Origin of the sequence: Streptomyces sp. NPDC090798, assembly GCF_044768965.1 — a bacterium.
Classification (GTDB): Bacteria; Actinomycetota; Actinomycetes; order Streptomycetales; family Streptomycetaceae; genus Streptomyces.
In genome coordinates, this window is the sequence record NZ_JBIVXA010000014.1 from 38,088 (window position 1) to 58,440 (window position 20,353).

A 20,353-nucleotide genomic window follows, 5' to 3' on the forward strand; every position below is an offset into this window, starting at 1 on the left:
GGAATGACCGAGAAGACGATCACCGGGCCACTGCCGCCCGTCCGGCACTGGCCCGCCCTCGACCTGAAGGGCGTGGACTTCGACCCGGTCCTGACCGAGCTGATGCGCGAGGGACCGATCACCCGGATCCAGCTGCCCAACGGCGAGGGCTGGGCCTGGCTGGTGACCCGCCACGACGATGTGCGCATGGTCGCCAACGACCCACGGTTCGGCCGCGAGGCGGTCCTGGACCAGTCGGTCACCCGGCTCGCCCCGCACTTCATCCCGGCCCGGGGCGCGGTGGGCTTCCTGGACCCGCCCGACCACACCCGGCTGCGCCGCTCGGTGGCCGCGGCCTTCACGGCGCGCGGGGTGGAACGGGTCCGCGAGAAGGCCCGGCGCACGCTCGACGTGATGGTCGACGAGCTGCTGCGGGTCGGACCGCCCGCCGATCTCACCGAGGCGGTCCTCAGCCCCTTCCCCATCGCGGTCATCTGCGAGCTGATGGGCGTCCCGGCCCACGACCGGCGGGGCATGCACACCTGGACGCAGCTGATCCTGTCCTCCTCGCACGGCGCCGAAGTCAGCGAGAAGGCCAAGGACGAGATGGGCGCCTACTTCAGGAAGCTCATCGGCGCCCGGAGCCGCAGCAGGGACGAGGACGTCACCTCGCTGCTGGGCGCCGCCGTGGGCCGGGACGAGATCGATCTGGAGGAGGCCGTCGGACTCGCCGTCCTCCTCCAGATCGGCGGCGAGGCGGTCACGAACAACAGCGGGCAGATGTTCTACCTGCTCATGACCCGCCCGGCACTGGCCGACCGGCTGCGCTCCGACCCGGAGATCCGCCCCCAGGCCATCGACGAGCTGCTGCGTTACATCCCGCACCGCAACACGGTCGGCCTGTCGCGGATCGCGAGGCGGGACGTCGAGATCAGGGGCGTACTGATCCGGGCCGGCGACCCGGTCTACGTCTCGTACCTGGCCGCCAACCGGGACCCGGAGGTCTTCCCGGACCCGGAGCACATCGACTTCGAGCGCAGCCCCAATCCGCACGTGGCGTTCGGTTTCGGCCCGCACTACTGCCCTGGCGGGATGCTGGCCAGGCTGGAGTCCGAGCTCCTGGTCGACGCGCTTCTGGGCCGGATGCCGGGGCTGCGGCTCGCCGTCCCCCCGAGTCAGGTCCCGTTCAGAAAAGGCGCGTTGATCCGTGGCCCCGAGGCCCTGCCTGTGACGTGGTGAGCGACCGATGACCATGACCGAAGGACTCCTCGTACCACCCGGTCACGGCCGGGTCGTACAAACCCCCGCCCAGCACGTGACGTTCAAGGTGACCGGCTCGCACTCGCGCGCCGCGTCCACCTTCGAGGTGCTGGTACCACCCGGGTTCGACGTCGGCGCCCATGTGCACACGCGCAGCGAGGAGCTGTTCTACGTGCTCGAAGGCGAGCTGGACGTGCTCGCCTTCGAGCCCCGGATCCGGACCCCCGACAACTGGCAGAAGTGGGAGTCGAGTTCGGGCACCCGGGTGGTACGGGCAACCCCGGGCACGGTCATCGTCGTGCCCCCGGGCTGTCCCCACGCCTTCTCCAACCCCACCGAGACCCAGGCGAAGATGTTCTTCCAGGCCTCCCCGCCCCCGGACCACGAGCGCTACTTCGAGGAGCTGCTCGAGATCCTGGGTTCGGGCGGCCCACCCGACCATACGGCCATCGAGGAACTGAGGGCGAGGTACGACATCGAGCAACTCACCCCTCTGAAACTCCGGTGAGGGCAGCGCGTCCGAAACTCCGGTGAGGGCAGCGCGCCCCTCAGGGCGCGAATCACCGCTAGCGGATCGGCATGCCGGACAGCGTCCGGGCAATCACCAGCCGCTGAATCTCGCTCGTACCCTCGAAAATGGTGTAAATGGCCGCATCCCGGTGCATCCGCTCCACCGGATACTCGCGGGTGTAGCCATTTCCACCCAGGATCTGGATCGCCTGACCGGTGACCTTCTTCGCCGTCTCACTGGCGAACAACTTGGACATCGACCCCTCGGCCGCGGTGAACGGCTTCCCGTTGATCGCCATCCATGAAGCCCGCCACACCAGCAGACGCGCAGCATCGATCGACGTACGCATGTCGGCGAGCTGGAACGCGACACCCTGATTGTCGACGATCGGACGCCCGAACTGCTCACGCGTCATCGCATAGTCGAGTGCGACCTCGTACGCGGCGCGGGCCGTGCCCACCGCCATGGCCCCGACGGCCGGACGCGACGCCTCGAACGTGGCCATCGCCGCGTTCTTCACCCGCTCACCGGCCTTCGCGCGCTCCCGGGCGCGGGCCAGTCGCTCGTCCAGCTTCGCCTTGCCGCCGAGCAGGCAGGAGCCGGGGATGCGAACGTTGTCGAGGACGACCTCGGCGGTGTGCGAGGCGCGGATGCCGTGCTTCTTGAACTTCTGGCCCTGGGAGAGGCCCGGCGTGTTCGGCGGCACGATGAAGGAGGCGTGCCCCTTGGAGCCGAGGTCCGGGTCGACGACCGCGACGACGACATGGACATTGGCGATGCCACCGTTGGTCGCCCAGGTCTTGGTGCCGTTGAGCACCCACTCGTCCTTGGCCTCGTCATAGATGGCACGCGTACGCATCGAGGCGACGTCGGAGCCGGCGTCGGGCTCGGAGGAGCAGAAGGCCGCGACCTTGACATCGCCCGCGTCGCCGTACATCTGCGGGATCCAGGTGCCGATCTGCTCCTCGGTGCCGTTGGCGAGGACGCCCACGGCGGCGAGGCCGGTGCCGACGATCGACAGGGCGATGCCCGCGTCGCCCCAGAACAGTTCCTCCATGGCCATGGGTATGCCGAGACCGGTCGGATCGAAGTACTGCTGGGCGTAGAAGTCCAGGGAGTAGATGCCGACCTTCGCGGCCTCCTGGATGACCGGCCAGGGAGTCTCCTCGCGCTCGTCCCACTCGGCGGCCGCGGGGCGGATCACATCGGCGGCGAACCCGTGGAGCCAGTCGCGGACCTCCCTCTGTTCGTCGTTGAGCTCCATGGTGAACTCGGCCATGTCCCCTCCAGCACTGCACTAAAGTGTTACTTGCGGTAACTGGAGTCTGTTACTGATCAGTAGTAAAAGTCAACTCCCACGTTCCGCTCGGCAGCCCGTTCGATACGCATGGGCCGATGAGTGTTACTTTGCGCAGGCGTCACCGAATCACCACGGGTGGGGAGAGATCATGGACACCACACAGCGGACCGATCAGCAGAGGTCCGCCGACCGCCGCCGGCGCGAGCTGCTGGAAGCCGCCGACAGAGTGGTGCTCCGCGACGGCCCCGGGGCCTCGATGAACGCCATCGCGGCCGAGGCGGGCATCACCAAGCCGATCCTGTACCGCCACTTCGGCGACAAGGGCGGACTCTACGCGGCCCTGGCCAAGCGGCACACCGACGCCCTCCTCGGAGCGCTGCGGGCCGCCCTGGACGCGCCCGCGGAGCGCCGCGAGCGGGTGGAGGCCACGCTCGACACGTATCTCGCGGCCATCGAGGCACACCCTCAGGTCTACCGCTTCCTGATGCACCCCACGGAGGGCGCCTCGTCCGCCGACCAGGGCTTCGACCTGGGCAAGCACTCCGCGCCGCTGCTGCGCCGCATGGGCGAGGAGTTGGCCGAGGTCATCGAGGAACGGGTGGATCTCGGACCGGGCAGCCAGCAGCTGGCGCGGGTGTGGGGGCACGGGATCGTCGGCATGATGCATGCCGCCGGGGACTGGTGGCTCGGTGAGCAGCCCTGCTCCCGGGCCGAGTTGGTACGGAGCCTGGCCGACCTGCTGTGGGGCCGGCTGGCCGCGGCCGGCGACCGTGTCGGGGGTCCTGGGTTCTGAGGTCGGGTGTCGGCCGCGGGTTGTTCGTGGCTGGTCGCGCCGAAAACAACCCGCAGCCGACCCGCAACGCTCAGCGCCCCCAAGACGCCCGCGCCGCCTGTCTCATCACCCGGCGCCGGCGCCACCCGCTCAGCCGGTCCACGTACAGACCACCCTCCAGGTGGTCGTACTCGTGCTGCAGGCACCGGGCGAACCACCCCGTGCCATGCACCGACACCGGCTCCCCGTCCACCGTGAAACCCTCGACGACGGCGTGGTCGTAACGCTCCGTCCCCGCTTCCAGGCCGGGCAGGGAGAGACAGCCCTCCGGCCCGCGCAGGACCACTCCGTCCACCTCGACGAGACGGGGGTTCACCACGTGTCCCACATGGCGGACATCCTCGTCGTCCGGGCAGTCGTACACGAAGACCCGCGAAGGGACGCCGACCTGGTTCGCGGCGAGGCCGACGCCCTGGGCGGCGTACATCGTCGCGAACATGTCCTCGACGAGTTGGGCGAGTTCGGGACCGAAGTCCGTGACGTCTTCACACGGTGTGTGCAGAACGGGGTCGCCGAGCAGAGTCACCGGCCGGACGCGCCCTCGGGTGCCGGGGATGGAGCCGTGTCGCATGGCGGCAAGGGTACGGTCCTCATGGGCGCGCGAACGTCGCGCGGGCACCGTGGAGGTGCCGCGATTCGGGCACGTGAGTGGATCTCGATAGGCTGAGGCCCACACGGTGCCGGGGGCTCAGGCGCGGCGCGTACGCAAGGAGGATCGAGAAACGATGTCAGGCAACTCGGACCCGCTGACGCCGCGGGCCAAGCTGGCCGTGACGGCGGGCAAGGCGGCGGCGGCCGTCTCGCGGGCCGCCGGACGCGGCAGCGGATCGGTGATCGGCGGCCGGGTGGCACTCAAGCTCGACCCCGATCTGCTGGCTAGGCTCGCCACCCACCTGGACGTGATCCTGGTGTCGGCGACCAACGGCAAGACCACGACCACCCGGCTGATCGCGGAGGCGCTGCGCGCCGCGGGCCCGGTCGTGTCCAACGCGCTGGGCGCCAACATGCCGGCCGGTATCACCTCGGCTCTCGCCGGGGGTTCGGACGCGAAGTTCGCGGTCATCGAGGTCGACGAGAAGTACCTCGCGGGTGTCGCCCGCGACACCGACCCGAAGTGCATCGCCCTGCTCAACCTCTCCCGCGACCAGCTCGACCGGGCCGCCGAGACCCGGATGATGGCCGAGCACTGGCGCGAGGGTCTGGCCGGTTCCAAGGCCGTCGTGGTCGCCAACGCCGACGACCCGCTCGTCGTGTGGGCCGCTTCCTCCTCGCCGAACGTCATGTGGGTGGCGGCCGGTCAGATGTGGAAGGACGACGCCTGGTCCTGCCCGTCCTGCGGCGGCGTGATGCAGCGCCCCGGCGACGACTGGTTCTGCGGCGACTGCGGCTTCCGCCGTCCGACGCCGACCTGGGCGCTGTCCGGCGACCACGTCCTCGACCCGCACGGCTCCGCGTGGCCGATCCATCTCCAGCTGCCCGGCCGGGCCAACAAGGCGAACGCCGCCTCGTCGGCGGCCGTCGCCGCGGTCTTCGGGGTGCCCCCGCAGGTCGCACTGGAGCGCATGTACCAGGTGCAGGCGGTCGCCGGACGCTACGACGTGGTGCAGTTCATGCAGCGCGACCTGCGTCTGCTTCTCGCCAAGAACCCCGCGGGCTGGCTCGAGACGTTCTCCCTGATCGACCCGCCGCCGACCCCGGTCATCCTGTCCGTGAACGCGCGGGGCGCCGACGGTACCGACACCTCCTGGCTGTGGGACGTCGACTACACCCGTCTGACCGGGCACCCGATCTTCGTGCTCGGCGACCGCAAGCTCGACCTCGCCGTGCGTCTCGAGGTCGCCAACCAGTCCTTCCAGGTCTGCGAGAACCTCGACCAGGCGGTGCAGCTCGCCCCGCCCGGTCGTATCGAGGTCATCGCGAACTACACCGCATTCCAGGATTTGAGGCGTCGTGTCGGCAACTGAGCAGCCACGGAGGACCAAGAGAATGAGTGACAACAGCCTGCGCCTGGTGTGGATCTACCCGGACCTGCTGAGCACCTACGGCGACCAGGGCAACGCCCTCGTCGTGGAGCGCCGGGCCCGCCAGCGCGGTCTCGACGTCGCCCGTCTCGACGTCCGCAGCGACCAGCCGATCCCGACCTCCGGCGACATCTACCTGATCGGCGGCGGCGAGGACCGGCCGCAGCGGCTCGCCGCGGAGCGCCTGCGCCGCGACGGAGGCCTGCACCGCGCGGTCGGCAACGGCGCGATCGTGTTCTCGGTGTGTGCCGGCTACCAGATCCTCGGCCACGAGTTCATCAACGACCTCGGGCAGCGCGAGCCGGGCCTCGGCCTGCTCGACGTGGTCTCGACGCGTGGCGAGGGAGAGCGGTGCGTCGGTGACGTGCTCGGAGACATCGACCCGCGCCTGGGTCTGCCGCAGCTGACCGGTTTCGAGAACCACCAGGGTGTCACCCACCTCGGCCCCACCGCGCGCCCGTTCGCGCAGGTGCGGCTCGGCAAGGGCAACGGCACCGGCGACGGCACCGAGGGCGCGTACAACGACACGGTCTTCGGTACGTACATGCACGGTCCCGTGCTCGCCCGCAACCCGCAGATCGCCGACCTGCTGCTGAAGCTGGCGCTCGACGTGAACGCGCTGCCGCCGATCGACGACCGCTGGTACGAGGCGCTCCGGGGCGAGCGCATCGCCGCGGCGCAGCAGCCCGCCTGAACGATCGGCCAACAACGGACAAACGGTGCGAGATGTCCACAGGGCGCGCTCGAGGGATACCTCAAGCGCGCCCGAGGCGTATCCGGCACTGTGTACCCAGGTCGGGCCCGCCTGACCGCGTCTCCGCTCACTTGTGCGGCCGCGTCCACCAGGCGGACGCCCGCTACGGCACCACCCCGTCCCGCCGGTAGGGTGACCGGGATTCCAGCCGGACAGCGTGGTCCGGTACCCGGCCCACGTTGAGAAGGTATTTCGGGCTATGCGCATTGGTGTCCTCACGTCCGGCGGCGACTGCCCCGGCCTGAACGCCGTCATCCGGTCCGTCGTGCACCGCGCCGTCGTGGACCACGGCGACGAGGTCATCGGCTTCCGGGACGGCTGGAAGGGGCTTTTGGAGTGCGACTACCTGAAGCTCGACCTCGACGCGGTGAGCGGCATCCTGGCTCGCGGCGGCACCATCCTCGGCTCCTCCCGGGTCCAGCCCGCGCAGCTGCGTGACGGTGTTGCGCGGGCCAAGGGCCATGTCGAGGAGCTCGGCCTCGACGCGATCATCCCGATCGGCGGCGAGGGCACGCTGAAGGCGGCCCGGCTGCTCTCGGACGGCGGCCTGCCGATCGTCGGCGTGCCGAAGACCATCGACAACGACATCGCCGTCACGGACGTGACCTTCGGCTTCGACACGGCCGTCGGTGTCGCGACCGAGGCCCTGGACCGGCTGAAGACCACCGCCGAGTCCCACCAGCGGGTGCTGATCGTGGAGGTCATGGGCCGCCACACCGGCTGGATCGCCCTGCACTCCGGCATGGCCGCGGGCGCGCACGCCATCGTCGTCCCCGAACGCCCCTTCGACATCGAGGAGTTGGCCGCGCGGGTCGGCGAGCGCTTCGAGGCGGGCAAGCGGTTCGCGATCGTCGTCGCCGCGGAGGGGGCGAAGCCTCGCCCTGGCACCATGGAGTTCGACGAGGGCGGCAAGGACGTCTACGGGCACGAGCGTTTCGCCGGCATCGCCCGGCAGCTCTCCCTGGAGCTGGAGGAGCGCCTCGGCAAGGAGGCCCGGCCGGTGATCCTCGGGCACGTCCAGCGCGGGGGGACGCCGACGGCGTACGACCGGGTGCTCGCCACGCGGTTCGGCTGGCACGCGGTGGAGGCCGCGCACCGCGGCGACTTCGGGAAGATGACCGCGCTGCGGGGGACGGACATCGTCATGGTGTCGCTCGCGGAGGCGGTGGAGAGCCTGAAGACGGTTCCCGAGGAGCGGTACGCCGAGGCGGAGTGCGTGCTCTGAGGATTCGTTCTCGGCTGCGGCAACATCGTGGCTTGTCGCGCCCACGCGGCGGAGCCGCACGGTGACACAGCCCCGCGCCCCTGACGGGGCGCCGCACTGACCCCGGTCACAGTTGTGGCCGGGGTCGGTCCTACTCTGGTTCGGACAGACAGCGCACAACGTACGAATCAGGAGCCGGCGGATGGATCACAGCGGGCACGGCATGACCATGGATCTGCCGCCGTTCACGCTGGGGCGGGGGCTCGTGTGGTCCGCGGACCCGTTCTTCCTCGTCGCCTGCCTGGTGGGACTCGGCCTGTACGGCTGGGGGGTCGTGCGGCTCGCGCGGCGCGGCGACAAGTGGTCGGCCGGTCGGACCATCGCCTTCGTGCTCGGCGTGCTGACCGTGATGGTCGTGATGTGCACCAGGCTGAACGACTACGGCATGGTCATGTTCAGCGTGCACATGGTGCAGCACATGGTGATCAGCATGCTCTCGCCGATCCTGATCCTGCTCGGGGCGCCGATCACGCTGGCGCTGCGAGCGCTGCCGGTGGCCGCCACCCGAGGCAGCAAGGGTCCGCGTGAACTGCTGCTGATGTTCCTGCACAGCCGCTACATGCGGATCATCACGCACCCGGCGTTCACGATCCCGCTGTTCATCGCGAGCCTGTACGCGCTGTACTTCTCCCCCATCTTCGACTTCCTGATGGGCTCCAAGACCGGGCACATCGCGATGATGTGCCACTTCCTCGCCGTCGGCCTGGTCTTCTTCTGGCCGATCATGGGCGTCGACCCCGGACCGCACCGGCCGGGCTACCTGATGCGGATGCTGGAGCTGTTCGCGGGCATGCCGTTCCACGCGTTCTTCGGTATCGCGCTGATGATGGCGTCCGCGCCGATGGTTGACACGTACAAGAACCCGCCCGCCTCGCTCGGCATCGACGCGCTCGCCGACCAGAACGCCGCGGGCGGTATCGCCTGGGCGTTCAGCGAGATCCCCTCCGTCCTCGTGCTGATCGCGCTGCTCTTCCAGTGGTACGCCTCCGAGAAGCGGCAGGCCCGCCGCACGGACCGGGCCGCCGACCGCGACGGCGACAAGGAACTCGAGGCGTACAACGCCTATCTGGCCTCACTCAACGCACGCGGCCGCTGAATTAACTTTGCAATTCACCTTGCGTGAAGGGCTTTTCGGTTCAGTAGCATGGGGGGACAACGGGGGAAACCGCAGGGGGAGCGGTCATGTCAATTCGTGCGTCCATGCAAAGGGCGGGGATTTCCGCCGCCCGAAGGCTCGCTCTACTGCTGGTTTCGGTACTGATGGTCAGCGGGTGCAGCAAATCCGATCAGTTGTTCGTGGTACGGGCCGTGGCGGCGGGCGTTTCCTCGGTCTCCCCCTTCTTCAAGGAGGACCGACAGCTCGGCACGGACATCCACCTGCCCGAGGCCCGGCCCAGCGGTGGTGTGCAGGCCAGTAACAGCCCCGGACTGTACGGCGGGGCCCCCGACGGCAGCGACGGCAGCGGTTCACCGGCGCCGGCGCCCGAACCCAGTACCGCACCCGGCACCGGCGTGTGGGGCGGCACCACGAAGCCCGGCACCTGCGCCGTGGCGAAGTTGAAGAAATTCCTCACCGACCCCAAGAACTCGGCGAAGGCGCAGGAATGGGCGCGGGTCCTGCATATAAGCACCGATCAGATCCCGGGTTATATCGATCAACTCACACCCGTCGTACTGCGTCACGACACTCTCGTGACGAATCACGACTACGAGAACGGCAAGGCGGTTTCGTACGCCGCGCTGCTACAGGCCGGAATCGCCATTCTGGTCGACCAACAGGGACTGCCCGCGGTGAAGTGCTCCTGCGGCAATCCGCTGCTCCCCTTCGAGGGAAAGGTCTCGAAGACCGACGTGCGGTTCAAGAACGGCAACAAGCAGTGGGCCGATTACCGGCAGGACCGCGTCGTGGTGGTCGAGCCGCCACCCGGGGCGCGGGAGATCCACAAGCTCCAGCTCGTCGACGTGCACGACCCCGGCCGGGGGATCGCCCGCCCGGTGGGCAGCGACGGCAGCCAGGACAAGTCCTTCAACACCCGCCAGAAGCACGCCGTGCCACCCGTCACCGGACTGACCTTCGCCGAAGCGACCCGGCAGCTGACCGACGCGGGGCTGGGAATGTCGTACGTCGGTGACACGCTGCCGGCCGACGGCGCCCAGGTGACGGCGTCCCGGCCGACCGAGGGCAGCGAGGTCGCCTGGGGCACGTCGGTCGTCCTGTCCGCGCGGTCCGACAGCCCGCCCGAGAGCGGCGGTGACCCGGCCACGCCGTCGGATTCCGGCACGGGCACGGGCGGCACGAACGGCACCAACGGAGCGGGCTCGGATCCCGGGACGACCCCGCCTACACCGTCCGGAGGATCGTCCGGCCCCTCGTCCGGTGCCGCGTCGTCGGGCAGCGCCTCGCCGTCCGACAGCGGCACCGGGTCGGGTGCCCCTACGGACACGGTCACCTCCACCCCCTCGAAAACCGCCACGCCCACGGACACGAGCGGCGGAACGGGCGGCGGCACGACGTCCGCCCCCTCGCACACCTCTCCGACCGGCTCACCGACGAGCAGTGCCCCGACCACCCCCTCGGCCACTGCCCCGACCGTGCCGACGACCGAACCGACCTCGCACGAACCGACCTCGACCAGGCCCACCGTCAGCAGCGCGCCGCCGACGAGTGAGCCCGTGTCGAGCACACCGCCCGCCCCGGTCGACCCGGGTACGAGCGACTCCGCTCCCGATGGGTCCACCGGGAGCGCGGCCTGACCCGCGTACGACAACGCAGAACCCGGGGGGCAACCGGATGACAGCAGGATCAGCGCAGTCGGGAGTGGGCCGGATCATCAACGGCCGGTATCTGCTTCTGAAGCAGGTCGGCTCCGGCGGGATGGGCCATGTCTGGCTCGCCCACGACCAGCGGCTCGACTGTGACGTGGCGCTCAAGGAGATCAGGTTCCGCGATGTGCGGGAAGGGAGTGAGGAGCACGAGTCGCGGATCGCGCGCGCCCGCGCCGAGGCCCGGCACGCGGCGGTGCTGCGCGGCCATCCGCACGTGGTGACGGTCCACGACGTCCTGGAGCACGACGGCCTGCCGTGGATCGTGATGGAGTACGTGGCGGGCGCGGAGGACCTGCGGGCCTGGCTCGCCCGGCGCGGCCCGCTGGCCCCCGACGAGTGCGCCCGCGTCGGCCTCGCGGTGCTGGACGCGCTGACCGCCGGGCACGAGCGCGGCATCATGCACCGGGACGTCAAACCGGCCAACATCCTGCTCGCCCCGGACCGCGTGGGCACCCCCGGCGCGCGCATCCTCCTCACCGACTACGGCATCTCGGTCCAGCCGGACTCCCCCGAGACCCGCTGGACCCGTACCTCCGTCCTGGTCGGCACGGCCGGCTATCTGGCACCGGAGCGGGCACAGGGCGGCCAGCCGACCGCGGCATCCGACCTGTTCTCGCTGGGCTGCACCCTGTACTTCGGTGTGGAGGGCCAGGGCCCCTTCGACCGCGACAGCCACCTCGGAGCGCTCACCGCGGTGGTCGCGGAGGAGGCGCCGCCGTCCCCGCGGGCCGGCGCGCTGGGGCCGGTCATCGACGCGCTGCTGATCAAGGACCCGGCCCTGCGGATCTCCGCGGAGCGGACGGCGGCGGCCCTGGCCCGGATCATCCTGCCCGAGCCTCATCCGCCGACCCAGGTCGACAACGGCTCGCAGCCCGCGTGGGCGGGGCTCGTCACCTCCGACGGGCCCGGGGGTCCGGCGCCACCGGGCCTCGCGCCCGGCGGCCCGTCCCGGGACCACGACTACGCGCCGCCCACGCCCGCCTGGAACCAGGGACCGGCCACGCCCGTCCAGGCGCCGGGGCCGGCCGCCCCCGGCCGGGAGCAGAGCTCGGTGGGACCGGCCCGGGACCAGGGTTTCGCTGCGCCGGGTTCGTACGTCCCCACGGCCCAGGCCTGTCCCGCGCCGGCGCACCACGCGGCGTACACACCCATGGCGCAGGCGGTCGGCAGCCGTGCCGGTGCCCCGGCCGCGTACGCCCCTCGCCCGGGCCAGGGTTTCGGTCCGCCGACCCCGCACCCCTCGCAGCCCGGCGCCGGTTTCGGTCCGCCCAGTTACCTGGGACCCCCCGTACCCGACCCGGATCCCGGCGGGGGGCGCCGCAGGCGGACGCCGCTCCTCCAGGTGACCGCGGCACTGCTCCTCGCGCTGTCGCTGACGGCGGGAGTGATCTGGGGTGTGGCGCGGTACGGCAGGGCGCAGACGCCCGCAGCCCCCTACGGCGCCCAGGTCGGGCTCTCCGCACCGCTCAAGAAGGGCGACTGCGTACTGAGCGACCCGTCCCCCGCACCGTCCTCGGGGACCCCACGTCTGCAACTGGATCCGAGCTGCGGAGCGCTGCGCCCCGACGGGCAGGTGATGGAGCTGTACAAGGCCCGCTCCTTCGAGGAGGCCCGCAGCGACGGAGCGGACCAGTGCGCGGAGCGGACGAAGGCGACCGCCGACAAACTCGCCTGGCACGTCCAGAGCCTGGCCGTGGTGCCCACTCGCGAGGGCTTCGACGCCACCGGCGGGAACGTCGCATGCCTGCTGGTCGGGAAGCACGGCCCGGTGTACGGCAGGCTCGGCGACCTGCGCCCGTACGGGATGGCGTTCGAGGACGCGACCCAGATGCAGCAGGGCGACTGCCTGGGCCATGCCCGCGGGGACGCGAGCGAATACACCCACTACGAGCTCGTCTCCTGCGACCAGGACCATGTGGGCCAGGTCTTCCGGATCACGCACCTCACCACCCTCACACCCGGCAGGAAGCCCGACGCCGAGGCGGACGAACAGTGCAAGGCCGACGCCCCGCCGCAGCAACTCGGCTATCCCGCCGACACCTATGTGAGTCATGGCCTGCGCAGCACAGGACTGTGGAGGAAGGGGTACTACCTGGTGGTCTGCAGCATCGAGCGTCTGGACAAGGCCCTCATGCACGGGGGCGAGTAGCCCACCCGGCCCTGGCGAACCTCGTCCCTTCGGGTGAAAATGGGCGCAGGCCACGGCCCGCGTCGCGGACCCCGCCGGGAGAAGGGTGTAGTGCGATGCCCGGTTCGACGAAGGCGATGGGGGTGCTCACCGTCGGCGGACTCGTCATGGTGACGGCCTACACGGTGGCGCTCGGCAGCAACGGCTGGCTGTGGTTCGGCTGGGTGGTGCTCGGTCTGCTCACGGTCGGCATGGTGGCCTCGCGGGGCGCCTGATGCGCCCGGGTCGGTGTCACTCCCTGGGCAGCGGTCCCGCCGAGTGCACCCCCGGCTGGTACTTCGGCAGCCGGGCGGTGATCTTCATGCCCGCTCCCACGGCGGTCTCGATGACGAGGCCGTACTCGTCCCCGTAGACCTGGCGGAGCCGGTCGTCGACGTTGGACAGTCCGATGCCGCCGGAGGGGCTCACCTCCCCGGCGAGGATGCGGCGCAGCCGGTCGGGGTCCATTCCGGTGCCGTTGTCCTCGATCACGACCAGCGCCTCGGCGCCCGCGTCCTGGGCGGTGATGCTGATGTGGCTCTTGTCCGTCTTGCCCTCCAGTCCGTGTTTGACGGCGTTCTCCACGAGCGGTTGGAGGCAGAGGAAGGGCAGCGCGACCGGCAGCACCTCGGGGGCGATCTGCAGGGTGACCGAGAGGCGGTCGCCGAAGCGGGCTCTGACCAGCGCCAAGTAGTGGTCGATGGCGTGCAGTTCGTCGGCGAGGGTGGTGAAGTCGCCGTGCCTGCGGAACGAGTAGCGCGTGAAGTCGGCGAATTCCAGGAGCAGTTCGCGGGCTCGCTCGGGGTCGGTGCGGACGAACGAGGCGATCACCGCCAGCGAGTTGAAGATGAAGTGCGGGGAGATCTGGGCACGCAGGGCCTTGATCTCGGCCTCGATCAGACGGGTGCGGGACTGGTCGAGGTCGGCGAGTTCCAGTTGCACGGAGACCCAGCGGGCGACCTCGCCCGCGGCGCGGACGAGGACGGCGGACTCGCGGGGCGCGCAGGCCACGAGCGCTCCGTGGACGCGGTCGTCGACGGTGAGCGGTGCGACGACGGCCCAGCGCAGGGAGCAGTCGGGCTCGTCGCACTTCAGCCGGAAGGCCTCGCCGCGGCCGGTCTCCAGGGGGCCGCCGAGCCGTTCCATGATCTCGGTGCGGTGGTGCTCCCCCAGGCCGTCCCAGGCGAGGACGGTGTCCTGGTCGGTGAGGCACAGGGCGTCCGTGCCGAGCAGGGTGCGCAGTCGGCGGGCGGACTTGCGGGCGGTCTCCCCGGTGAGGCCCGCGCGCAGTGGGGGCGCGGCCAGCGAGGCGGTGTGCAGGGTCTCGAAGGTGGCGTGTTCGACGGGAGTGCCGAGCCCGCCGAGGTTCTCGGGCCGCGCGGTACGCCTGCCGAGCCAGAACCCGGCGGCCAGCAGCGGGAGCACGGCGACGCACAGGCCCGCCAGGAATCCGCTCACGCCGTCACCGCCCCGCTCGACGACACGCTCACGCCTTGGCCTCCCCGCGTGCGTCGGCGTCTGCGCGCCTGTCCCCTGCGGCCAGTTCTTCCGGCAGGTGGAAGCGGGCCAGGATCGCCGCCGTCCCGGCCGGCACCCGTCCGGCCGTGGCCAGCGACACCAGGACCATGGTGAGGAACCCGAGCGGCACCGACCAGAGCGCGGGCCAGGCGAGCAGTGCGTGCAGCACGCCCGAGCCCGGGTAGCCCGCCATGGTGGCGGCGACGGCGACGAAGGCCGCGCCGCCGCCGACGAGCATTCCGGCCGCCGCGCCCGGCGGGGTCAGCCGCCGCCACCAGATGCCGAGGACGAGCAGCGGGCAGAAGGAGGACGCGGACACGGCGAAGGCGAGTCCGACGGCGTCGGCGACGGGCAGTCCACCGACGATCACGCTCGCCGCGAGCGGCACCGCCATGGCCAGTACGGTGCCCAGCCGGAAGTGGCGTACCCCGCGCGAGGGCAGCACGTCCTGGGTGAGGACCCCGGCCACCGCCATGGTCAGTCCGGACGCGGTCGACAGGAACGCCGCGAAGGCCCCGCCCGCCACCAGCGCGCCCAGGAGATCCGCGCCGAGGCCGCCGATCACGCGGTCGGGCAGCAGCAGGACGGCGGCGTCGGCGTTCCCGGCGAGGCTCAGTTCGGGGGCGTACAGGCGGCCGAGCGCCCCGTAGACGGGCGGCAGCAGATAGAACGCGCCGATCAGGCCGAGGACGGCGACCGTGGTGCGGCGGGCCGCGACACCGTGCGGGCTGGTGTAGAAGCGGACGACGACGTGCGGCAGTCCCATGGTGCCGAGGAAGGTGGCGAGGATCAGTCCGTACGTGGCGTACAGCGGTCGTTCCTCGCGGCCCGCCGCCAGCGAGGTCGACATGCCGCCGTTGCTGCCCCGGTCGGCGGCCGGGACGGGGTCGCCCTGGGCGAAGGTCAGCCGGGTGCCGCGCTCGATGTGGTGGACGCCCGCGGGGAGTCGCAGCCGCTCACCGTCGTAGCGGTGGCCGTCGACCGTGCCGGTGGCCGTGACGCCCAGCGGGTCCGAGAGCTTCAGGTCGAGGCTGTCGTCGACGCGGACGACGCGCTGCTCGCGGAAGGTCGCGGGTTCGGCGAAGGCCGGGCGCGGGGCGCCGTCGGCCTGCCAGGCGAGGACCAGGAAGAGTGCGGGGACCAGCAGGGCGGTGAGCTTCAGCCAGTACTGGAAGGCCTGTACGAAGGTGATGCTGCGCATGCCTCCGGCGGCGACGGTGGCGACCACGACGACCGCGACGAGCACCCCGCCGAACCAGTCGGGCGCGTCGGTCAGGACGGCCAGCGTCAGCCCGGCGCCCTGTAGTTGGGGCAGCAGGTAGAGCCAGCCGACCCCGACCACGAAGGCACCGGCGAGGCGTCGCACGGCCGGTGAGCCGAGGCGTGCCTCCGCGAAGTCGGGCAGGGTGTACGCGCCGGAGCGGCGCAGCGGGGCCGCGACGAACAGGAGCAGCACGAGATAGCCGGCCGTGTAGCCGACGGGGTACCAGAGCATGTCGGGGCCCTGGACCAGGACGAGGCCCGCGATGCCGAGGAAGGAGGCGGCGGAGAGGTACTCGCCGCTGATCGCGGCCGCGTTGAGCCGGGGGCCCACGGTGCGTGAGGCGACGTAGAAGTCGGAGGTGGTCCGGGAGATGCGCAGGCCGAACGCGCCGACCAGGACGGTCGCCACGACGACGAGGGCGACGGCGGGGACGGCGTAGTTCTGATTCACGGCTCAGCGGTCCTCATTCACGTCTCTACAGCCCTCGTCCATGACTCAGCGGTCCTCGTTCTCGGCTCAGCGGTCTTCGACGAGGCGCACGAAGTCCTTCTCGTTGCGCTCCACGCGCCGCACGTACCAGCGGGCGAGCAGGACCAGGGGCGGGTAGACGCAGAAGCCGAGCACGGCCCACTCCAGGCTCGCGCCGTCCGGCATCGCGGCGAAGACCAGGGGCAGTGGCCCGACCAGCAGGACCAGCACGGCGAACACCATGATTGCCGCGCGGAGTTGACTGCGCATCAGGGAGCGGACGTAGGTGTGGCCGAGCGTGGTCTGTTCGTCGATCTCGGTCCTGGGCCGGTAGTAGCCGGAGGTGCGGCGGGTGCGCCGGGGCACTCCGGTGACGACCACCCGGCGTTCGGTCGGGTCCTGCGGCACGCCGTTTCCCCCTCTCAGCTCGTGGTCCGGCGCATCAGCAGATCGCGCAGTTCGCGGGCGTGCCGACGGCTGACCTGGAGTTCGACGGAGTCGACGAGGACGCTCACGGTGCCCGCGTCCAGGCGGAGTTCGCCGATGTGGCGCAGGGCGACGAGATGGCGCCGGTGGATGCGGACGAAGCCGCGTGCGCGCCAGCGTTCCTCCAGGGTGGAGAGCGGGATGCGGACGAGATGGCTGCCCTGGGCGGTGTGCAGGCGTGCGTAGTCGCCGTGCGCTTCGACGTGGGTGATGTCCTCGACGGCCACGAAGCGGGTGACGCCGCCGAGTTCGACGGATACGTGGTCCGGGTCGGGCTCGTGGACGGGTATCCGCGGTGCGGTCTCCTGGAGTTGGGCGGCCCGCCGGACGGCTTCGGCCAGCCGCTCCCGCCGTACCGGCTTGAGGACGTAGTCGACGGCCTTGAGGTCGAAGGCCTGGACGGCGAAGCCCTCGTGGGCGGTGACGAACACGACGAGCGGCGGCGAGGCGAAGCCGGTGAGCAGCCGGGCGAGGTCGAGTCCGTCGAGTCCGGGCATGTGGATGTCGAGGAAGACGACGTCGATGGCCTCGGGCCCGTCGGGTCCGGATTCCAGGGCCCGGTTGATCCGGCGCAGCGCCTCGGTCGCGTCGCCGGCGCCCTCGGCGCTGGAGATCCGGGGATCGGTGTTCAGGAGGTAGAGGAGTTCCTCGAGGGACGGTTGTTCGTCGTCGACGGCGAGCGCGCGCAGCATGAGAGTGGAGTGTAGGAGCGATCGGCATGCCTGGACATGTGCGGGACGTGGACGTCGTCGCCGGACATGCGGACGTTGTCGCTGGTTGCGTGGACGTTGTCGCTGGATACAGTGCCGCCATGAACAGCAAGCCCGCGATGTTCGACGAACTCGACCGCAAGATCATCACGGCCCTGATGGCCAACGCCCGGACGAGCTTCGCCGAGATCGGCACGGCGATCGGACTGTCGGCCACCGCGGTGAAGCGCCGTGTCGACCGGCTCCGCGAGACCGGTGTGATCACCGGGTTCACGGCCACGGTGAAGCCGACGGCGCTCGGCTGGCGCACGGAGGCGTACGTCGAGGTGTACTGCGAGGGCGCGGCGCCGCCCCGACGGCTCGCGGAGGTGGTCCGCAACCATCCGGAGATCACCGCGGCCATGACCGTGACGGGCGGCGCGGACGCGCTGCTCCATGTGCGCGCCACGGATGTCGACCACTTCGAGGAGGTGCTGGAGCGGATCCGCACCGAGCCCTTCATCCGGAAGACGATCAGCTACATGGTGCTGTCGCATCTGCTGCCGGAGGCCCCGGAGGCGGGCGCCACCCACGCGGCCCCACAGGATGCGCTGGACGCATCAAACCTGCGTTGACCTGAGTGATTGCGCAGCGATGCTGCGCACACACGCAGCTCTCGTCTCTTGTCGCCCGTATCCCCCGTTTCCTACCTTGGAGGCACCCCAGTCGACACCGCAGGAAGCGGAGGAACCTCTCTGTGCCCGACAGCCGTGTGCCGCGCCCTCGGCGCTTTCTCGTCTGCGAACCCAGACACTTCGCCGTGCAGTACGCGATCAATCCCTGGATGCATCCCGACGCCCAAGTGGACGTCGATCTGGCCCGTGCCCAGTGGGCGGCGCTGATCAGCGCCTACCGGGCCCACGGCCACACCGTGGACACCGTGGAACCCGTGGCGGATCTTCCGGACATGGTGTTCGCGGCCAACTCCGCGCTCGTCCTGGCGGGCCGGGTCTTCGGGTCGTACTTCCACGCGCCGCAGCGCCGCCCCGAGTCCACCGCGTACGAGACCTGGTTCAAGGCGGCCGGTTTCGACGTCTACCGTCCCGAGTCCGTCTGCGAGGGCGAGGGCGACCTCGTCCCGGTGGGCCGGTACGTGCTGGCCGGCACCGGATTCCGGACGACCCCCGAGGCGCACCGCGAGGTGCAGGAGTTCTTCGGCGTCCCGGTGGTCAGCCTCCAACTCGTGGACCCGCGCTTCTACCATCTGGACACGGCGCTCTTCGTCCTGGACGACGGACCCGAGGCGAACATCGCGTACTACCCGGAGGCGTTCTCGCCCGGCAGTCGCGAGGTCCTGGCCCGGCTCTTCCCGGACGCGGTGCTCGCGACCCGTGAGGACGCCTACACCTTCGGCCTGAACTCCGTCTCCGACGGCCGCCACGTCTTCATCGCGCCGCGCGCCGAGGCCCTAGCCGACCGGCTCGCCCGCCACGACTACGTCCCCGTCCCCGTCGACCTCTCCGAGTTCCACAAGGCCGGCGGTGGCATCAAGTGCTGCACCCAGGAGATCCGCTCATGACCGCTCCCGCCCGTACGCTCGCGTCCTCCGCCGCCGGTCCGCGCTCCTCCGCCGACCTGATCCGCGCCGAGGAGCCCGTCCTCGCGCACAACTACCACCCCCTTCCCGTGGTCGTCGCCCACGCCGAGGGCACCTGGGTCGAGGACGTCGAGGGCCGCCGCTACCTCGACATGCTGGCGGGCTATTCGGCCCTCAACTTCGGCCACCGCAACCCGGTGCTGATCGACGCGGCGCACCGTCAGCTGGACCGGCTGACGCTCACCTCGCGCGCCTTCCACAACGACCGGCTGGCCCAGTTCGCCGAGTCGCTGGCCGAGTTGACCGGCCTGGACATGGTCCTGCCGATGAACACGGGCGCGGAGGCGGTGGAGAGCGCCATCAAGGTGGCCCGCAAGTGGGCGTACGAGGTGAAGGGCGTCGCACCGGACCAGGCGACGATCGTGGTGGCCGCGGACAACTTCCACGGCCGTACGACGACGATCGTGAGCTTCTCGACGGACGAGACGGCCCGCGCCGGCTTCGGCCCGTTCACCCCGGGCTTCCGCGTCGTCCCGTACAACGACCTCGCCGCGCTGGAGGCGGCCGTCGACGAGACCACCGCGGCCGTGCTGATCGAGCCCATCCAGGGCGAGGCGGGCGTCGTCATCCCGGACGACGGCTACCTGACCGGTGTCCGCGAGCTGACCCGGCGTGCCGGCTGTCTGTTCATCGCGGACGAGATCCAGTCGGGCCTGGGCCGCACCGGCACCACGCTCGCCGTGGAACACGAGGACGTCGTCCCCGACCTGCTCCTCCTGGGCAAGGCGCTCGGCGGCGGCATCGTGCCGGTGTCGGCGGTGGTCGGCCGCCGGGACGTGCTCGGGGTGCTGCGGCCCGGTGAGCACGGCTCGACCTTCGGCGGCAATCCGCTGGCCGCGGCGGTCGGCTCCGCGGTCGTCGGACTCCTGGAGACCGGTGAGTTCCAGAGCAGGGCGGCCGAGTTGGGTGTGGTCCTGCGCGGTGGCCTGACGGCGCTCGTGGGCCGGGGCGTGGAGGGTTTCCGCGCTCGCGGGCTGTGGGCGGGCGTCGACATCGACCCGGCCATCGGCACCGGGCGCGAGATCAGCGAGGGTCTGATGCGCGAGGGAGTTCTGGTCAAGGACACCCACGGATCGACGATCCGACTGGCCCCGCCGCTGACGATCACCGGTGAGGAACTCCAGTCCGCCCTGGGCGCCTTGGAGAAGGTGCTGACGCAGGGGGTCTGACACCGGCACCGGACGCCGGGACGGCACCTGGCGCGGTGGGCACGCCGCGCCCCCATCGCCCGGCCGGCGGGGGGGGGGGCCCCCCCCCCCCCGGGCGGGCCCCCCCCCCCCCCGCGCCGCCCCCCCCCCGCCGGGGGGGGGGCCGCCCCCCCGGCCCCCGCCCCGGGCGCCCCCCCCCCCGGACCCCC

At 71.0% G+C, this 20,353-nt stretch carries 19 protein-coding genes; 13 read left to right on the plus strand and 6 right to left on the minus strand.

What is annotated here, in order from left to right:
* Positions 1–3 precede the first annotated feature (3 nt).
* Positions 4–1,218, plus strand: a complete 1,215-nt coding sequence (locus tag ACIQTP_RS28270; protein ID WP_403404746.1) for a cytochrome P450 — start codon at positions 4–6, stop codon at positions 1,216–1,218.
* Positions 1,219–1,225: 7 nt separating this feature from the next.
* Positions 1,226–1,747, plus strand: coding sequence for a cupin domain-containing protein (locus tag ACIQTP_RS28275; protein ID WP_403404749.1), 522 nt, complete (start codon positions 1,226–1,228; stop codon positions 1,745–1,747).
* A gap of 58 nt (positions 1,748–1,805) precedes the next feature.
* Here ACIQTP_RS28275 and ACIQTP_RS28280 read toward each other — a convergent pair whose 3' ends face one another.
* Positions 1,806–3,029, minus strand: coding sequence for an acyl-CoA dehydrogenase family protein (locus ACIQTP_RS28280; protein WP_403404751.1), 1,224 nt, complete (start codon positions 3,027–3,029; stop codon positions 1,806–1,808).
* Between the two features lie 169 nt (positions 3,030–3,198).
* Between ACIQTP_RS28280 and ACIQTP_RS28285 the strand changes: the two genes are divergently transcribed.
* Positions 3,199–3,843, plus strand: a complete 645-nt coding sequence (locus tag ACIQTP_RS28285; protein WP_054228952.1) for a TetR family transcriptional regulator — start codon at positions 3,199–3,201, stop codon at positions 3,841–3,843.
* A 70-nt stretch (positions 3,844–3,913) separates the two neighbouring features.
* Here ACIQTP_RS28285 and def read toward each other — a convergent pair whose 3' ends face one another.
* Positions 3,914–4,453, minus strand: a complete 540-nt coding sequence (gene def / locus ACIQTP_RS28290; protein ID WP_403404755.1) for a peptide deformylase — start codon at positions 4,451–4,453, stop codon at positions 3,914–3,916.
* Between the two features lie 154 nt (positions 4,454–4,607).
* Between def and ACIQTP_RS28295 the strand changes: the two genes are divergently transcribed.
* The 7 genes from ACIQTP_RS28295 to ACIQTP_RS28325 all read left to right on the plus strand — a co-directional run bounded on the left by ACIQTP_RS28295 (position 4,608) and on the right by ACIQTP_RS28325 (position 13,150).
* A complete protein-coding gene (locus ACIQTP_RS28295; RefSeq protein ID WP_054228954.1) occupies positions 4,608–5,846 on the plus strand; it encodes a MurT ligase domain-containing protein in 1,239 nt (412 codons plus the stop codon).
* 22 nt (positions 5,847–5,868) lie between these two features.
* On the plus strand, positions 5,869–6,597 hold the full coding sequence (locus tag ACIQTP_RS28300; RefSeq protein WP_148008030.1) for a type 1 glutamine amidotransferase: 729 nt from the start codon (positions 5,869–5,871) through the stop codon (positions 6,595–6,597).
* A gap of 259 nt (positions 6,598–6,856) precedes the next feature.
* The gene (locus tag ACIQTP_RS28305) at positions 6,857–7,882 is read left to right on the plus strand and encodes a 6-phosphofructokinase (RefSeq protein ID WP_402052149.1); all 1,026 of its coding nucleotides are present in this window, start codon (positions 6,857–6,859) and stop codon (positions 7,880–7,882) included.
* A 181-nt stretch (positions 7,883–8,063) separates the two neighbouring features.
* Complete coding sequence (locus ACIQTP_RS28310; protein WP_403404760.1) at positions 8,064–9,017, plus strand: cytochrome c oxidase assembly protein; 954 nt, start codon at positions 8,064–8,066, stop codon at positions 9,015–9,017.
* Between the two features lie 86 nt (positions 9,018–9,103).
* A complete protein-coding gene (locus ACIQTP_RS28315) occupies positions 9,104–10,675 on the plus strand; it encodes a DUF6777 domain-containing protein (protein WP_403404763.1) in 1,572 nt (523 codons plus the stop codon).
* 37 nt (positions 10,676–10,712) lie between these two features.
* On the plus strand, positions 10,713–12,896 hold the full coding sequence (locus tag ACIQTP_RS28320) for a protein kinase (RefSeq protein WP_403404765.1): 2,184 nt from the start codon (positions 10,713–10,715) through the stop codon (positions 12,894–12,896).
* Between the two features lie 95 nt (positions 12,897–12,991).
* Positions 12,992–13,150 carry a hypothetical protein gene (locus tag ACIQTP_RS28325; RefSeq protein WP_181652315.1) on the plus strand — a complete coding sequence of 53 codons (159 nt, stop codon included), beginning with the start codon at positions 12,992–12,994 and terminating at the stop codon, positions 13,148–13,150.
* 16 nt (positions 13,151–13,166) lie between these two features.
* Here ACIQTP_RS28325 and ACIQTP_RS28330 read toward each other — a convergent pair whose 3' ends face one another.
* The 4 genes from ACIQTP_RS28330 to ACIQTP_RS28345 form a co-directional block, all read right to left on the minus strand.
* The gene (locus ACIQTP_RS28330) at positions 13,167–14,372 is read right to left on the minus strand and encodes a sensor histidine kinase (protein WP_402052134.1); all 1,206 of its coding nucleotides are present in this window, start codon (positions 14,370–14,372) and stop codon (positions 13,167–13,169) included.
* 28 nt (positions 14,373–14,400) lie between these two features.
* Positions 14,401–16,146, minus strand: coding sequence for a cation acetate symporter (locus ACIQTP_RS28335; protein ID WP_403404769.1), 1,746 nt, complete (start codon positions 16,144–16,146; stop codon positions 14,401–14,403).
* A 66-nt stretch (positions 16,147–16,212) separates the two neighbouring features.
* On the minus strand, positions 16,213–16,572 hold the full coding sequence (locus ACIQTP_RS28340) for a hypothetical protein (RefSeq protein ID WP_403404772.1): 360 nt from the start codon (positions 16,570–16,572) through the stop codon (positions 16,213–16,215).
* A gap of 14 nt (positions 16,573–16,586) precedes the next feature.
* Positions 16,587–17,342, minus strand: coding sequence for a LytR/AlgR family response regulator transcription factor (locus ACIQTP_RS28345; protein WP_403404775.1), 756 nt, complete (start codon positions 17,340–17,342; stop codon positions 16,587–16,589).
* A 119-nt stretch (positions 17,343–17,461) separates the two neighbouring features.
* Between ACIQTP_RS28345 and ACIQTP_RS28350 the strand changes: the two genes are divergently transcribed.
* The 3 genes from ACIQTP_RS28350 to rocD all read left to right on the plus strand — a co-directional run bounded on the left by ACIQTP_RS28350 (position 17,462) and on the right by rocD (position 20,165).
* Entirely contained in the window at positions 17,462–17,974 is a 513-nt protein-coding gene (locus ACIQTP_RS28350) for an Lrp/AsnC family transcriptional regulator (RefSeq protein WP_067378689.1), read from the plus strand.
* Positions 17,975–18,096: 122 nt separating this feature from the next.
* Positions 18,097–18,918 (plus strand): dimethylargininase, encoded by an 822-nt coding sequence (gene ddaH, locus ACIQTP_RS28355; protein WP_389597551.1) that lies wholly within the window; start codon positions 18,097–18,099, stop codon positions 18,916–18,918.
* Positions 18,915–20,165, plus strand: coding sequence for an ornithine--oxo-acid transaminase (gene rocD, locus ACIQTP_RS28360; RefSeq protein ID WP_403404779.1), 1,251 nt, complete (start codon positions 18,915–18,917; stop codon positions 20,163–20,165). The genes ddaH and rocD overlap by 4 nt, the downstream gene beginning before the upstream one ends.
* Positions 20,166–20,353: the final 188 nt, after the last annotated feature.

Excerpts from the sequence above, each read along its gene's own strand:
- ACIQTP_RS28270 (WP_403404746.1), top strand. The coding sequence starts at position 4 with ATGACCGAGAAGACGATCACCGGGCCACTGCCGCCCGTCCGGCACTGG.
- ACIQTP_RS28275 (WP_403404749.1), top strand. The coding sequence starts at position 1,226 with ATGACCATGACCGAAGGACTCCTCGTACCACCCGGTCACGGCCGGGTC.
- ACIQTP_RS28280 (WP_403404751.1), bottom strand. The coding sequence starts at position 3,029 with ATGGCCGAGTTCACCATGGAGCTCAACGACGAACAGAGGGAGGTCCGC.
- ACIQTP_RS28285 (WP_054228952.1), top strand. The coding sequence starts at position 3,199 with ATGGACACCACACAGCGGACCGATCAGCAGAGGTCCGCCGACCGCCGC.
- def (WP_403404755.1), bottom strand. The coding sequence starts at position 4,453 with ATGCGACACGGCTCCATCCCCGGCACCCGAGGGCGCGTCCGGCCGGTG.
- ACIQTP_RS28295 (WP_054228954.1), top strand. The coding sequence starts at position 4,608 with ATGTCAGGCAACTCGGACCCGCTGACGCCGCGGGCCAAGCTGGCCGTG.
- ACIQTP_RS28300 (WP_148008030.1), top strand. The coding sequence starts at position 5,869 with ATGAGTGACAACAGCCTGCGCCTGGTGTGGATCTACCCGGACCTGCTG.
- ACIQTP_RS28305 (WP_402052149.1), top strand. The coding sequence starts at position 6,857 with ATGCGCATTGGTGTCCTCACGTCCGGCGGCGACTGCCCCGGCCTGAAC.
- ACIQTP_RS28310 (WP_403404760.1), top strand. The coding sequence starts at position 8,064 with ATGGATCACAGCGGGCACGGCATGACCATGGATCTGCCGCCGTTCACG.
- ACIQTP_RS28315 (WP_403404763.1), top strand. The coding sequence starts at position 9,104 with ATGTCAATTCGTGCGTCCATGCAAAGGGCGGGGATTTCCGCCGCCCGA.
- ACIQTP_RS28320 (WP_403404765.1), top strand. The coding sequence starts at position 10,713 with ATGACAGCAGGATCAGCGCAGTCGGGAGTGGGCCGGATCATCAACGGC.
- ACIQTP_RS28325 (WP_181652315.1), top strand. The coding sequence starts at position 12,992 with ATGCCCGGTTCGACGAAGGCGATGGGGGTGCTCACCGTCGGCGGACTC.
- ACIQTP_RS28345 (WP_403404775.1), bottom strand. The coding sequence starts at position 17,342 with ATGCTGCGCGCGCTCGCCGTCGACGACGAACAACCGTCCCTCGAGGAA.
- ACIQTP_RS28350 (WP_067378689.1), top strand. The coding sequence starts at position 17,462 with ATGAACAGCAAGCCCGCGATGTTCGACGAACTCGACCGCAAGATCATC.
- rocD (WP_403404779.1), top strand. The coding sequence starts at position 18,915 with ATGACCGCTCCCGCCCGTACGCTCGCGTCCTCCGCCGCCGGTCCGCGC.